At 58.3% G+C, this 14,409-nt stretch carries 10 protein-coding genes; 4 read left to right on the plus strand and 6 right to left on the minus strand.

Going from position 1 to position 14,409, the window contains the following annotated elements; translation table 11 throughout:
- Window positions 1-165: 165 nt before the first annotated feature.
- The 6 genes from asnB to nagB form a co-directional block, all read right to left on the minus strand.
- Window positions 166-1,830, minus strand: a complete 1,665-nt coding sequence (gene asnB, locus ACJ8IM_RS05340) for an asparagine synthase B (RefSeq protein WP_033637446.1) — start codon at window positions 1,828-1,830, stop codon at window positions 166-168.
- Between the two features lie 284 nt (window positions 1,831-2,114).
- Window positions 2,115-3,563 (minus strand): carbohydrate-binding protein, encoded by a 1,449-nt coding sequence (locus tag ACJ8IM_RS05345; protein WP_033655299.1) that lies wholly within the window; start codon window positions 3,561-3,563, stop codon window positions 2,115-2,117.
- A 188-nt stretch (window positions 3,564-3,751) separates the two neighbouring features.
- Window positions 3,752-4,504, minus strand: coding sequence for an HAD-IIA family hydrolase (locus ACJ8IM_RS05350; RefSeq protein WP_004939957.1), 753 nt, complete (start codon window positions 4,502-4,504; stop codon window positions 3,752-3,754).
- Between the two features lie 67 nt (window positions 4,505-4,571).
- The gene (gene nagC, locus ACJ8IM_RS05355) at window positions 4,572-5,792 is read right to left on the minus strand and encodes a DNA-binding transcriptional regulator NagC (protein ID WP_033637448.1); all 1,221 of its coding nucleotides are present in this window, start codon (window positions 5,790-5,792) and stop codon (window positions 4,572-4,574) included.
- Between the two features lie 27 nt (window positions 5,793-5,819).
- Window positions 5,820-6,959 carry an N-acetylglucosamine-6-phosphate deacetylase gene (nagA, locus tag ACJ8IM_RS05360; RefSeq protein WP_033655300.1) on the minus strand — a complete coding sequence of 380 codons (1,140 nt, stop codon included), beginning with the start codon at window positions 6,957-6,959 and terminating at the stop codon, window positions 5,820-5,822.
- Between the two features lie 18 nt (window positions 6,960-6,977).
- Window positions 6,978-7,778, minus strand: coding sequence for a glucosamine-6-phosphate deaminase (gene nagB, locus ACJ8IM_RS05365; RefSeq protein ID WP_033655301.1), 801 nt, complete (start codon window positions 7,776-7,778; stop codon window positions 6,978-6,980).
- A 334-nt stretch (window positions 7,779-8,112) separates the two neighbouring features.
- On the opposite strand from nagB, the gene nagE reads away from it, so the two are divergent.
- The 4 genes from nagE to chiQ all read left to right on the plus strand — a co-directional run bounded on the left by nagE (window position 8,113) and on the right by chiQ (window position 14,409).
- The gene (gene nagE, locus ACJ8IM_RS05370; protein WP_033655302.1) at window positions 8,113-10,149 is read left to right on the plus strand and encodes an N-acetylglucosamine-specific PTS transporter subunit IIBC; all 2,037 of its coding nucleotides are present in this window, start codon (window positions 8,113-8,115) and stop codon (window positions 10,147-10,149) included.
- A 240-nt stretch (window positions 10,150-10,389) separates the two neighbouring features.
- Complete coding sequence (gene glnS, locus ACJ8IM_RS05375; protein WP_033655303.1) at window positions 10,390-12,054, plus strand: glutamine--tRNA ligase; 1,665 nt, start codon at window positions 10,390-10,392, stop codon at window positions 12,052-12,054.
- 578 nt (window positions 12,055-12,632) lie between these two features.
- Window positions 12,633-14,036 (plus strand): chitoporin ChiP, encoded by a 1,404-nt coding sequence (gene chiP / locus ACJ8IM_RS05380; protein ID WP_033655304.1) that lies wholly within the window; start codon window positions 12,633-12,635, stop codon window positions 14,034-14,036.
- A gap of 46 nt (window positions 14,037-14,082) precedes the next feature.
- Window positions 14,083-14,409, plus strand: coding sequence for a ChiQ/YbfN family lipoprotein (gene chiQ / locus ACJ8IM_RS05385; protein ID WP_004939944.1), 327 nt, complete (start codon window positions 14,083-14,085; stop codon window positions 14,407-14,409).

Genomic DNA, 14,409 nt, shown 5'->3' on the forward strand with positions numbered 1-14,409 from the left:
CCGATTTGCGTCAACAAGTTTTTTCCCGAAAAAGTGCCCGGAAGCGCCGTTTGTCTGGGTTGTGAACATTATGGCGATAAAATCGGCAATTCAGGCAGTTGGCGGGGGGAAAAGGCAACAAAAAGGCGGGCCAAAAGGCCCGCCCCGAGGGAAAGCGCCGCGCGATTATTTATAGGCGGCCTGGTGTACGCCGACGGCGCGGCCGGAAGGATCGTCCATCTTCTTGAACGATTCGTCCCATTCGATGGCCTTGGCGGACGAACAGGCGACAGACGGGCCGCCCGGCACGCATTCGGCGGCGCTCGGCAGCGGGAACAGCTCCTCGAAGATTTCGCGGTACAGGTAGCCTTCTTTCGAAGTCGGCGTGTTGTACGGGAAGCGGAAACGCGCGGTTTCGAGCTGTTGATCGCTGATTTGCTGCGCAGCGACCTCTTTTAGCGTGTCGATCCAGCTGTAGCCGACGCCGTCGGAGAACTGCTCTTTCTGGCGCCAGGCCACGCTGGCCGGCAAATAGGACTCGAAACATTCGCGGACGATGTGTTTTTCCATTTTGCCGTTGCCGCACATTTTATCTTTCGGGTTGATGCGCATCGCCACGTCGAGGAATTTCTTGTCCAGGAACGGCACGCGGGCTTCGACGCCCCAGGCGGACATCGCCTTGTTGGCGCGCGCGCAGTCGAACATATGCAGCGCCAGCAGCTTGCGCACGGTCTCTTCGTGGAATTCGCGGGCGTCCGGCGCCTTATGGAAGTAGAGGTAGCCGCCGAACACTTCGTCCGCGCCTTCACCGGAGAGCACCATCTTGATGCCCATCGCCTTGATTTTGCGCGACATCAGGTACATCGGCGTCGAGGCGCGGATGGTGGTGACGTCGTAGGTTTCGATGTGGTAAATCACGTCGCGGATGGCGTCCAGGCCTTCCTGCACGGTGAAGTGGATTTCATGGTGTACGGTGCCCAGATGGTTGGCCACCTCCTGCGCGGCGCGCAGATCCGGCGAGCCTTCCAGGCCGACGGCGAAGGAGTGCAGCTGCGGCCACCAGGCTTCGCTGCGTTCCTGATCTTCCACGCGGCGCGCGGCGTACTTCTTGGTGATCGCCGAGATGACCGAGGAATCCAGCCCGCCCGACAGCAGCACGCCGTAAGGCACGTCGGACATCAGGTGGCTTTTCACCGACTCTTCCAGCGCGGTGCGCAGGGCGGTGGCGTCGGTCACGTTGTCTTTGACGCTGTCGTAATCGAACCAGTCGCGGCGATAGTATTCGCGGATCTCGCCGTCCTGGCTCCACAGGTAACTGCCGGCCGGGAATTCCTTGATGGTGCGGCACACCGGCACCAGCGCTTTCATTTCCGAGGCGACGTACAGGTTGCCGTGCTCGTCGTGGCCCATGTACAGCGGGATGATGCCCAGATGATCGCGGCCGATCAGGTAGGCGTCTTTTTCGGTGTCGTACAGGGCGAAGGCGAACATGCCTTGCAGATCGTCGAGGAAGTCCGGGCCTTTCTCCTGATACAGCGCCAGGATCACTTCACAGTCGGAACCGGTCTGGAACGCGTAGCGGTCGCTCAGCTGTTGGCGCAGCGCCTGATGGTTGTAAATTTCGCCGTTGACCGCCAAAACGTGGGTGTGCGCAGCGTTGTACAGCGGTTGAGCGCCGTTGTTGACGTCGACGATCGACAGGCGTTCGTGGGCCAAAATGGCTTTGTCGCTGGCGTAAACGCCGGACCAATCCGGGCCGCGATGGCGCATCAGGCGCGACAGCTCCAGCGCTTTCTTACGCAGTTCAACGGGATCGGACTTCAGATCGAGCACACCGAAAATAGAACACATACAACTCTCCTAACGGGCTTTTATGACTGTGATGTTGTTTTTTACTGTTATGGGCAGCATTGCCGATTCATCAGCGATAACGCGGTTTTGCTGCGCTGTGGTTATGAAAATGCGCCTAAAGCTGCATGAGATGCAAGCGTTTTAGCCATACGCTGAGAAATAGTTGTTTGCCTGGGCGCGATTTTTGACGGATTTTCAGTTATCGGCGGGGAAAATTAGCGATTATGCAATTTTTAGCGTAATGACGGGATTGCCGGCCGGTTTGACCGGCAATCGATTAGCGATTAGGCGATGAGCTGCCACAGGGTGAAGGCGGCGTCCGGCGTCCAGGCGGCGTTGGAGGTGTGCGCCTGAATACAGGTGTATTTCTTGCCTTTATAACTCACCACGTCGCCGGCTTGGTAGCTGTGGTTGTTCTGCCACTCGGGCGCGCTCGGATCGGGCGGCGTGCCGTCGTTGGCGGTTTTGACCGCCAGCGCGCTGCTCGGCAGCGAGGTATTGCCCTGGCTGTCGGTTGCGGTAACGAAGTAGCTGTACTGAGTGGCCGGAGCCAGGCCGTTGTCGGCCAACGACAGGCCGGCAGTCTGGCCGATCGGGTTGCCGTTGCGGTAAACGGTGTAACTGGCGATCGGTAAGGCGCCGGTGGCGGCGGCCCAGCTCAGCTTCAGCGAGGTGGCGCCCAACTCGGAGACCGTCAGCGCCGTCGGCGCATTAGGCTTTCCCGGCGGCGGGGTGACTCCGCCCTGAATCAGCGGCGCGTAGCGGGTTTTGAACTCCCAGCTGTAGGCCACGCCGGCTTTGCTCTTGCCGTTGTCCCAGTTGATTGACCAGGTCATCAGGCCCTTGATCGACAGGTTTTTGGCGTCGAGACGCGAGAAGGCGTTATACACCGCCTGTTTGTCGATCACGTAGCCGGTGGCGGCGGCATCGTTGTTGCTCGGCAGGCCGATAACGAATTTACTGGCTGGAATTCGGATAAATCCGCGGGTGCCGGTGACCAGACTTTCCGTCAGGTAATAGAGGAAGTCTTCTTTCATGGCGTCGTTGTTTTGGGCAATCCAGGCACCGGCACCGTTATTGGCCTCGGGAACCCAGATGCCGTCGCCACCCTGGTTATAATATTGCGGCGCGATAAAGTCATAATAGCCATCTAACGCATTAATATAATCGCCATAGCTGCCGTTAGCCTGCAGATAAGGGAATTCCGGCGCCATGCTGATAATAAAGTTTTTCCCCTGCGCGGCGTAATGGTCTTTTACTTTTTTCAGCGCCGCAGGCAAGACGGTTTTATTATTGGCGGCGCCGATCGCCGCCTGTTCCAGATCGATATCCAGGCCGTCGAAGCCGTAGACTTCCACCAGGCGAATAATCTCATCTTTCAGCCGGTCTTCGTCGCCGGTTTTCAGTTCGATGTGCGCGTCTGCGCCGCCGAGGGAGATCAGCACCGCGCGGCCCTGGCTGTTCAGCACGCCCACCTGGCGGCGGAACTCGGCGTCGGACAGGTTGTAAGGCTTGAAGGTCGGGATGCCCTGGCCTTTCATAAAGGCGACGGCCACCACGTTATATTCGGCGGGAATGTCGGTCAGGTTCATATTGGCGAACTGGCCTTGTTGATAACCGTCACTGGCGCCGGCGGCCCAGTTGTGCCAGAACCCCATCAGGATTTTTTTATTGGCGATAGTCGGCATAATGGCTGCGTCATCGGCGGCATTAATAATGTTATTTGTGCTCATGGTAGCCTCATTAATTAGGGTAAGGGATTTTCGCCTGCCGGCAATATCAGCTATTGGCGGGGCGTAAGGTTATAATGAGGGTTTTTAGCGCGGGCAGGCTGAAACCTTTTGCGGCCATGAACGAATTAAATTCAAACTGGGGTCAGGAAGAGGGAAATAATGGCGGCCGGGCAGCCGCCATAAATGCATCAGAAAATAGTGATATCGGCAACGGAAGGGTAGACGTAGCTCGGGCGGAACGGCATGGTTTCGATGTCGCTCAGCGTGGAGACGCCGGACAGCACCAGCACGGTTTCCAGGCCGGCCTGGAAGCCCGCCAGAATGTCGGTGCGCAGGTTGTCGCCGACGATCACCGTCTCTTCCGAGTGCGCCTGCATTTTGTTCAATGCGGCGCGAATGATCCACGGGCTGGGCTTGCCAACGTAAAACGGCTTGCGGCCGGTGATCTTCTCGATGGGGGCGCACAGCGCGCCGCAGGCCGGCGAGAAGCCGTGGCCGTGGCTATCCGGGTTGGTGGCGATAAAGCGCGCGCCGTTACTGACGAAGTAGGCGGCCTTGTGCATCATGTCCCAGTTGTAAGAGCGGGTTTCCCCGACGATCACGAAATCCGGGTTGATGTCGGTGATGGTGAAACCGGCTTTGTACAGCTCATGGATCAGCGCGCCTTCGCCGACCACGTAGGCTTTTTTGCCTTCCTGGCGGCGCAGGAAATCGGCGGTGGCCATCGCCGAGGTATAGAACGCGCTCTCCGGCACTTCCAGCCCGGCGGCGGCGAAGCGGTTCGCCAGATCCTGCGCGGTCTGTGACGGGTAGTTGGTCAGCACCACCAGCGGCATGCCTTGTTCCTGGATGCGCGCCAGGAACAGATCGGCGCCGGGCACCGGCGTATTGTCATGCAGCAGCACGCCGTCGATATCGCATATAACGTTTTTGATTTTCATTTGTCGCTGTTTCTCATGATTACGGCAGGCAAGGGGTGACGATAACACACCTGCCAGAAGCGGCGGATCAGCTTTCCAGCAATCGCTGCAAGAGCACGCCGTTGAGCATCGCGCGTTTGGCCAGGGCGAAAGCGCCGATCGCCGAGCGATGATTGAGTTCGGAGGTCACCACCGGCAGATTCTTGCGGAAGTCCTTCAGCACCTGGGTATTGATGCAGCTCTGGATCGCCGGCAGCAGCACTTTGTCCGCTTCGGTGATCTCACCGGCGATCACCACCTTCTGCGGATTGAACAGGTTGATGGCGATGGCCACCGCCTTGCCCAGATAGCGGCCGACGTGTTCGATCACTTCGCTGGCCAGCAGATCGCCGCGGTTGGCGGCCTTGCAGATGGCGTTGATGCCGCAGTCTTCCAGCGTCAGTTTGCTCGGGTAGCCCTGGCTCAGCAGCTGGCGCACGCGCTGTTCGATCGCCGCGTTGGCGGCCACCGTTTCCAGGCAGCCGAAGTTGCCGCAGTGGCAGCGTTCGCCGAGCGGATCGATCTGGATATGGCCGATCTCACCGACGTTGCCGTTGTTGCCGAGAAAAATCTGCCCGTTGACGATGATGCCGGCGCCGGTGCCGCGGTGCAGGCGCACCAGAATCGAGTCTTCGCAGTCGCGGGTGGCACCGAAGTAGTGCTCCGCCAGCGCCAGGCTGCGGATGTCGTGGCCGACGAAGCTGGTGACGTTGAAACGTTGCTGCAGGTTGTCCACCAGCGCCCAGTTGCTGACGCTGATGTGCGGCATGTAGCGCACCACGCCCAGCGCCGGATCCACCAGGCCGGGCAAGATCACCGCGATGGCGATCAGCTCGCGCAGGCGGCGCTGATTCGCTTCGATGAATTGGGCGATGGCGGCGAACAGCGCATTCTCCAGCGTTTCCTGGGTGCGTTCCGGCAGCGGATAGTGTTCTTCGCCGAGCGATTTGCCGCTCATGTCATACAGGGTGATGGTGGCGTCGTGGCGGCCGAGACGCACCGCGACGGTATGGAAATGACGGGTTTCCGACACGATGGAGATCGCGCGGCGGCCGCCGGTGGAGGCTTGCTGATCGACTTCTTTGATCAGCCCGCGCTCCAGCAGCTGGCGAGTAATTTTGGTGACGCTGGCGGGGGCAAGCTGGCTGAGTTCGGCAATTTGAATGCGCGAGATCGGGCCCTGCTGGTCGATCAGGCGGTAAACTGCCGCGCCGTTAAGTTGTTTGACTAAGTCAACGTTCCCTATTTGTGCTTGTCCGCCGGTGCTCATCAATAATGTTACTCGCTGTTCATTGAATTAAACCTCGTTACCGTTAACGAGCGTTTTGGTGATTTTAAAATCACGGGTGAAGGCGGTCAGGTTAGCCACCTTGCCGGCTTCGATGGTGCCCAGACGGTGCTCGACGCCGATGGCGCGCGCCGGGTACAGCGTCGCCATGCGCAGCGCTTCGTCCAGCGCGATGCCGATATGCTCGACGCTGTTTTGCACCGCTTCGATCATGGTCAGCGCGGAACCGCTCAGGGTGCCGTTCTCATCCACGCACAGCCCATCCCGATAGTATATTGTTTTACCGGCGAAAATAAATTGGTCAATATCTGCACCTGCCGGTGCGGTCGCGTCGGTGACCAATACCAATTTATCACCTTTCAGGCGTTTGGCGTTACGGATACTCGACCAGGCCACGTGATGGCCGTCGGCGATGATGCCGGTATAGACCTCCGGCGTGTCGAAGATCGCTCCCATCAGCCCCGGTTCGCGGCCGGTGATATACGGCATGGCGTTGTACAGGTGGGTGGCGAAGCTGATGCCGGCGGCGAAGCCGGTGCGAGCCTGATCGTAGGTGGCGTTCGAGTGGCCGGCGGAGACCACGATGCCGGCCTCGGTCAGCTGCTTGATAACGTGCGGCTCAACCATCTCCGGCGCCAGCGTCACCTTGGTGATCACGTCGGCGTTGGCGCACAGGTAATCGATCATGTCCTGCGTTGGCTTGCGAATGAACGCCGGGTTATGGGTGCCTTTTTTCACCGGGCTGAGGTACGGCCCTTCCAGGTGCAGGCCCAGCGCCTGGTTTTGGTGCTTTGTCAGATAGGCGCGCATCACCTCGACGCTGTGCTTCATGAATTCGTCGCTGCTGGTGATCAGCGTCGGCAGATAGCTGGTGCAGCCGGATTTCTCGTTGGCGCGCTGCATGATCTCCAGCGTTTCTTCCGAAATCGCTTCCAGCGAATCGTTGAACTGTACGCCGCCGCAGCCGTTCAGCTGCACGTCGATAAGCCCGGGGGCCAGGATGGCGCCACCCAGGTCGCGCGTTTCGATGCCGGCGGGCAATTCAGCCGCCGGGCAGACTCTCTCGATCAGCCCATCAGCGATAATGACTGCATGGTCATCAAGTACGTCGTGGCCGGTATAGATTCGGCCGTGGGTTAAAGCGAACATCGTAGCCCCCTGCAAAGATTAAAGACTTTTCACGCTTTCCGCTTCTAACTCGCGGAAATATTTGACGGTTTTGACTTTCAGTTCCATGGTGGCCGGCTCGTCGCACACCACCACCGCTTTGGCGTGTAGCTGCAGGCAGCTGATGGTCCACATGTGGTTGATGTTGCCTTCCACCGCGGCCTCCAGCGCCTGCGCCTTGGCGTGGCCGGTCACCAGGATCATTACTTCTTCCGCGTCCAGCAGCGTACCCACGCCGACGGTCAGCGCATATTTCGGCACCAGGCTGACGTCGCCGCCGAAGAAGCGCGAGTTGGCGATGCGGGTGTCTTCGGTCAGCGTTTTGATGCGGGTGCGCGAAGCCAGGGACGAAGCCGGCTCATTGAACGCGATATGGCCGTCGATGCCCACGCCGCCCATGAACAGGTTAATTTTGCCGTAAGACTTGATCTTCTCTTCGTACTGGCGGCACTCGGCGTCGACATCCGCGGCGTTGCCGTTCAGCAGGTTGATATTTTCACTAGGGATATCAACGTGATCAAAGAAGTTGCGGTACATGAAGGTGTGGTAGCTTTCCGGGTGTTCCTGCGGCAGGCCAACGTACTCGTCCATGTTGAAAGTCACAACATGCTTAAAGCTTACTTCACCTGCTTTGTGCATCGCAATCAGATGTTTGTAGGCTTCCAGCGGCGTGCCGCCGGTAGGCAGGCCGAGGACAAACGGGCGCTCTGCGGTTGGCTTGAATGCGTTGATGCGTTGAACGATATGACGCGCGGCCCATTTGCCGACTTGTGCGGTATCTTTCAGTGGGATAAGTCTCATCTAACACCTCTTGGGATAAGTAAACTAAAGCTATACTGTACGGGCCTGCGGGAGTCCTAAGCGTAACCCAGCTTTATGATTCTCGCGTGAATCGTCCGTCCGGTTGATTTTTTGAATGATAAAATAAGTTTTGTGTGATGGCCAGCAATCCGGGAGGGAAAGACTACTTTTTGGTGATATTTATCACAAAAAGGGAGGTTTTAATTTGCGATACAAAATAAATTTTTTACACTCGGCATGAGTGATACGTGCCATGCGTTGTTTCTAAAAAGGTAGTGAGAGCTCCAAATAAACTACTAATAGGGTCCGTCCGCGGACAACATAGGGGGAAAAGGTGAACATTCTTAGTTATTTGCAAAAGGTGGGACGGGCGCTGATGGTGCCGGTCGCCACGCTGCCCGCCGCCGCCATCTTGATGGGCGTCGGGTACTGGATTGACCCTGTTGGTTGGGGCGGCGACAACGCTTTCGCCGCTTTATTGATTAAATCCGGCTCTGCGATTATCGATCATATGGCCGTGTTGTTCGCCGTAGGTGTCGCCTACGGCATGTCCAAAGACAAGGACGGCTCTGCCGCACTGACCGGCTTCGTCGGTTTTCTGGTGTTGACCACCCTCTGTTCACCGGCCGCCGTGTCGATGATTCAGAAGATCCCTCTCGATCAGGTGCCTGCCGCGTTCGGCAAGATTGAAAACCAGTTCGTCGGTATTCTGGTGGGTATCATCTCCGCCGAAGTGTACAACCGCTTCAGCGGCGTCGAGCTGCCTAAGGCGCTGTCGTTCTTCAGCGGCCGCCGCCTGGTGCCGATCCTCATTTCCTTCCTGATGATCCTGGTCGCTTACATCCTGATGTTCGTCTGGCCAGTGGTGTTCGGCGCTCTGGTGAGCTTCGGCGAACACATCCAGAAATTGGGCTCGGTCGGCGCGGGCATCTATGCCTTCTTCAACCGCCTGCTGATCCCGGTCGGCCTGCACCACGCGTTGAACTCGGTGTTCTGGTTCGACGTGGCCGGCATCAACGATATCCCTAACTTCCTCGGCGGCCAGCAGTCGATCGACGCGGGTAAAGCGGTCGTCGGCATCACCGGCCGTTATCAGGCGGGCTTCTTCCCGATCATGATGTTCGGTCTGCCGGGCGCGGCGCTGGCTATCTATCACTGCGCACGCCCTGAGAATAAGGCGAAAGTGCTGGGGATCATGATGGCGGGGGCATTCGCCGCCTTCTTTACCGGTATCACTGAACCGCTGGAATTCTCCTTCATGTTCGTGGCACCGGTGCTGTACGTGATCCACGCCGTGTTGACCGGTATCTCGGTGTTCATCGCCGCTAACATGCATTGGATTTCAGGCTTCGGCTTCAGCGCCGGCCTGGTGGATATGATGCTGTGGGTGCGCAACCCGCTGGCGACCCACTGGTACATGCTGATCCCGCAGGGCCTGGTGTTCTTCGTTATCTACTACGTGGTGTTCCGCTTCACCATCAACAAGTTCAACCTGATGACCCCGGGCCGCGAGCTGGCGGTTGCCGGTGACGAAACCGACGGTTACGACGTCAACGTCAACAGCAACGGCGGTAAAGACGAGAACGAAACTACCACGCTGGCCCGTCGCTACGTCGGCGCGATCGGCGGTTCCGACAACCTGACCGGCATCGATGCCTGCATCACCCGCCTGCGTCTGAACGTGAAAGACTCCGCGCTGGTGAACGACGCCTTGGCGAAACGCCTCGGCGCATCCGGCGTTATCCGCCTGAACAAGCAGAGCGTGCAAGTGATCGTCGGCACCCGTGCTGAACTTATCGCCAGCGCAATGCGCAACGTGATTGCAGCCGGCCCGGTAGCGGCAGCGGCGGCCCCGGCGGCGGCCCCTGCCGCGGAAGCCAAACCGCAGGCGGTGCCGAACGCGCCGAAAGCCGCGTTTGAAACGCTGGTAGCGCCGGTGACCGGTGAAGTCGTGGCGCTCGATCAGGTGCCGGACGAAGCTTTCGCCAGCAAGGCGGTAGGCGACGGCCTGGCGATTCGCCCGACCGACAACATCGTCGTGGCGCCGGCGGACGGCACCGTGGTGAAAATCTTCAATACCAACCACGCGTTCTGCCTGGAAACCGACAAGGGCGCCGAGATCGTGGTGCACATGGGGATCGACACCGTCGCGCTGGAAGGCCAGGGCTTCAAACGCCTGGTGGAAGAGGGCGCGGAAGTGAAAGCCGGCCAACCGATCCTGGAACTGGATCTGGATTATCTCAACGCCAACGCGCGTTCGATGATAAGCCCGGTGGTGGTCAGCAACTCTGACGACTACGCCGGCCTGGCGGCGCTGGCCAGCGGCTCGGTGGTCGCCGGTCAGACCAAGCTGTACGAGATCCAAAAGTAAGGCCGTTTTTACCTGAGTAGTACCGGGGGCCGGCCACGCATCATGGCGGAGTTTGCCCCGATTTGGCGGGAAGAGAGCGATCTCTTCCCGCTTTTTTTATCCCGTTTCGCCCCACGGCGGTGCGCTGCGCGCCGAGGGGGCAACGCGCCGCATTTTTCGTGCAACAAACGGTTGTTTCCAGACGTGGCTTGTTGGATCATAGGCGGTTATGTGTAGCGCTTTGCATTGAGGAACAGTGAAATGAGTGAGGCTGAAGCCCGCCCAACCAATTTTATCCGTCAGATCGTCGATGAAGATCTGGCGTCGGGGAAACACACGTCGGTACATACCCGCTTCCCGCCGGAGCCTAACGGCTATCTGCATATCGGCCACGCCAAGTCCATCTGCCTGAACTTCGGCATCGCCAAGGACTATCAGGGCCAGTGCAACCTGCGTTTCGATGACACCAACCCGGTGAAAGAAGACATCGAGTTCGTGGAGTCAATCAAGCACGACGTGGAGTGGCTGGGCTTTGAGTGGAGCGGCAACGTTCGTTACTCCTCAGACTATTTCGATCAGCTGCACCAGTATGCGGTCGAGCTGATCACCAAGGGGCTGGCCTACGTCGATGAGCTGTCGCCGGAGCAGATCCGTGAATATCGCGGCACCCTGACCGCGCCGGGCAAAGACAGCCCGTACCGCGACCGCAGCGTGGAAGAGAACTTGGCGCTGTTCGAGAAGATGCGCAACGGCGAGTTCGCCGAAGGCGCCGCCTGCCTGCGCGCCAAGATCGATATGGCTTCGCCGTTTATCGTGATGCGCGATCCGGTGCTGTACCGCATCAAGTTCGCCGAACACCACCAGACCGGCAATAAATGGTGCATCTACCCGATGTACGATTTCACCCACTGCATTTCCGATGCGCTGGAAGGGATCACCCATTCGCTGTGTACCCTGGAATTCCAGGATAACCGCCGTCTGTATGACTGGGTGTTGGATAACATCACCATTCCTTGCCACCCGCGTCAGTACGAGTTTTCGCGCCTCAACCTCGAATACGCCATCATGTCGAAGCGCAAGCTGAACCAGTTGGTGACCGAGAAGATCGTCGAAGGCTGGGACGACCCGCGGATGCCAACCGTCTCCGGTCTGCGCCGCCGCGGTTATACCGCCGCCTCGATTCGCGAGTTCTGCCTGCGCATCGGCGTGACCAAGCAAGACAACAACGTCGAGATGGTGGCGCTGGAATCCTGCATCCGCGACGATCTGAACGAGAACGCCCCGCGCGCCATGGCGGTGCTGGATCCGGTGAAAATCGTCATCGAGAACATGGGCGATGCGGTGGAAATGGTCACCATGCCTAACCATCCGAACAAGCCGGAAATGGGCAGCCGCGATGTGCCGTTCAGCCGCGAGATCTATATCGATCGCGCCGACTTCCGCGAAGAAGCCAACAAGCAGTACAAGCGCTTGGTGCTGGGCAAGGAAGTGCGTCTGCGCAATGCGTACGTGATCAAGGCCGAGCGCGTCGAGAAGGACGAAGCGGGCGAGATCGTCACCATCTTCTGCAGCTACGATGCGGAAACGTTGAGCAAAGATCCTGCCGACGGCCGCAAGGTGAAGGGCGTGATCCATTGGGTGTCCGCGGCGCACGCGCTGCCGGCGGAAATTCGCCTGTACGATCGCCTGTTCAGCGTGCCTAACCCGGGCGCGGCGGAAGATTTCCTCTCCACCATCAACCCGGAATCGCTGGTGATCAAGCACGGCTTCGTCGAGCCGAGCCTGGCGGCCGCACAGCCGGAGAAAGCCTATCAGTTCGAGCGTGAAGGTTACTTCTGCGCCGACAGTCGCTATTCGTCGGCCGAGCATCTGGTGTTTAACCGCACCGTCGGCCTGCGCGACACCTGGGCGAAAATCGAGGGCTAATCTTATTCGCCTCGAAAATTAATGAATCAGCGCGGCTTAGGCCGCGCTTTTTTTTGCCTGTGGTTTCACCTGCGATCTATTCCTCTCTGATTTTAACCGGAGCGCGTTTAATTAATCACGGCGCATTAACCCATAAGCTTTCTGATATTGGCCTTGTTAGTCTTAATATTTGCTTATATATTCGTGATGCGAATTAATTTCATTTAGAGAGCGCTTTCAATTTTTATCGCCTGACTGACGGATTTAGTCAGGCTGAAACCATTAATCGTCTCTGGTTGACCTGGTATCTCAATTTATTCTGATTTAATTGAATTTTTTATTCGACACCTTCCATGATCACCGACGTAACAAAATCTCACTGATATGTGCTCCTTGTCATACTTTGACAAATCTCCCGCATTTTTCATTTGATAATTCGCGTCGCGAAAAATAGTCTGTCTGTAGCAATTAGTGCTGTGGGAATAACATCTCGTCGGCAATATTTTTTACCCGTTCGGGTTTTTTATTGGCAGTCGTGCAGGGCAGTGGTGAACACAGGCGGCTGCAACTTTTAAGTTAAGTCAAAGAGGAATTTCAATATGGGTACGCACGGTGCTCAGCGTAAAACGCTGGCGCTCGCAGTCGCGGGCGCGCTGTTGGGAACAGGGTTTGCCATGGCGCCTGAGGCGAAAGCCGCAGGGTTTATCGATGATTCCACGCTGACCGGCGGCATCTATTACTGGCAACGTGAGCGCGACCGTAAAGATCTCAATCCGGACAGCAAGGATTACAACCAATATACCACCAACCTGTCGCACTCCACCGCCAACCTGAGCCTGGATTTCGCTTCGGGCTACGCCTGGGATATGTTCGGTCTGGACGTCGGTGCCTTCACCGCCATCGAGCTGGCGGAATCCAGCGCCAGCGGCCACCCGAACGAGATCGCGTTTTCCTCGAAAAACCGGACCTACGACGAAGACTATTCCGGTGACAAGGGCGGCATCAGCCTGTACAAAGCCGCCGCCAAATTCAAATACGGCCCGGTCTGGGCGCGCGCCGGCTATATTCAGCCGAGCGGCCAAACCCTGCTGGCGCCGCACTGGAGCTTTATGCCGGGCACCTATCAGGGGGCCGAAGCCGGCGCCAAGTTCGACTACGGCGATGCCGGCGCGTTGAGCTTCTCCTACATGTGGGCTGACAAATACAAGGCGCCGTGGCATATCGAGGTGGACGACTTCCGCCAGAACGACAGGAAAACCCGCGTCTCCTACCTGCACTCGCTGGGCGCCAAATACGATTTCAAAAACGATCTGGTGCTGGAAGCCGCCTTCGGCCAGGCGCAGGGATACGTGAATCAATACTTCACTAAAGCGTCTTACAAATTCGATCTGCTGGGCAACCCGCTGACCACCAGTTACCAGTTCTACGGTGCGGAAGACCGCATCAGCGACAAGAACGATCCAAACAGCATCTACGACGGCCTGGCCTGGCTGCAGGCGCTGACCTTCGGTTACACCACCGGGCAGTTCAACTGGCGTCTGGAAGGCACCATGGTCAAGGCGGAAGGCAACCAGGGCTTCTTCCTGCAGCGCATGACCCCAACCTACGCCTCATCCAACGGCCGCCTGGACGTGTGGTGGGACAACCGCTCCGACTTTAACGCCAACGGCGAGAAAGCGGTGTACGCCGGCGTGATGTATGACCTCAGCAACTGGAACCTGCCGGGCATGGCGGTCGGCGGCTCCTACGTTTACGCCTGGGACGCCAAGCCGAGCACCAACCCGATCTACGATCAGAGCCAGCGCCTGAAAGAGAGCGCCTGGAGCCTGGACGCGATGTACACCATCCAGGAAGGGCGCGCCAAGGGCACGCTGATCAAGCTGCACTACACCCAGTATGACAACCACACCAACATCCCGAGCTGGGGCGGCGGTTACGGCAACATCTTCCAGGACGAGAAAGACGTCAAGTTCATGGTCATCGCGCCATTCACCATCTTCTGATGCGTTCCCCGGCCTCGCCGCCGGGGGCAGTTAAGGGAATTCAACGATGAAAAAAATCATGCTGATGTTGGCGGCCGCCGCGGCCTTGAGCGCCTGCGCGCAACCCGCCGCGCCGCCGGAAGACGCCAAATTGAAGCAGGCTTACAGCGCCTGCATCAACACCGCCGAAGGTTCGCCGGAGCGTCTGCAGCCCTGCAAGGCGGTGCTGAACGTGCTGAAGCAAGAGAAGCAGCACCAGCAGTTCGCCGCGCAGGAAACGGTGCGGGTGATGGATTATCAGAACTGCATTATGGCGGTTCACAGCGGCAACGGTCAGGCTTACGACGCCAAGTGCGGCAAGCTGTGGCAAGAAATTCGCGATAACAATAATTAA

It is taken from the genome of Serratia sp. CY33525 (assembly GCF_052169115.1).
Classification (GTDB): domain Bacteria; phylum Pseudomonadota; class Gammaproteobacteria; order Enterobacterales; family Enterobacteriaceae; genus Serratia; species Serratia sarumanii.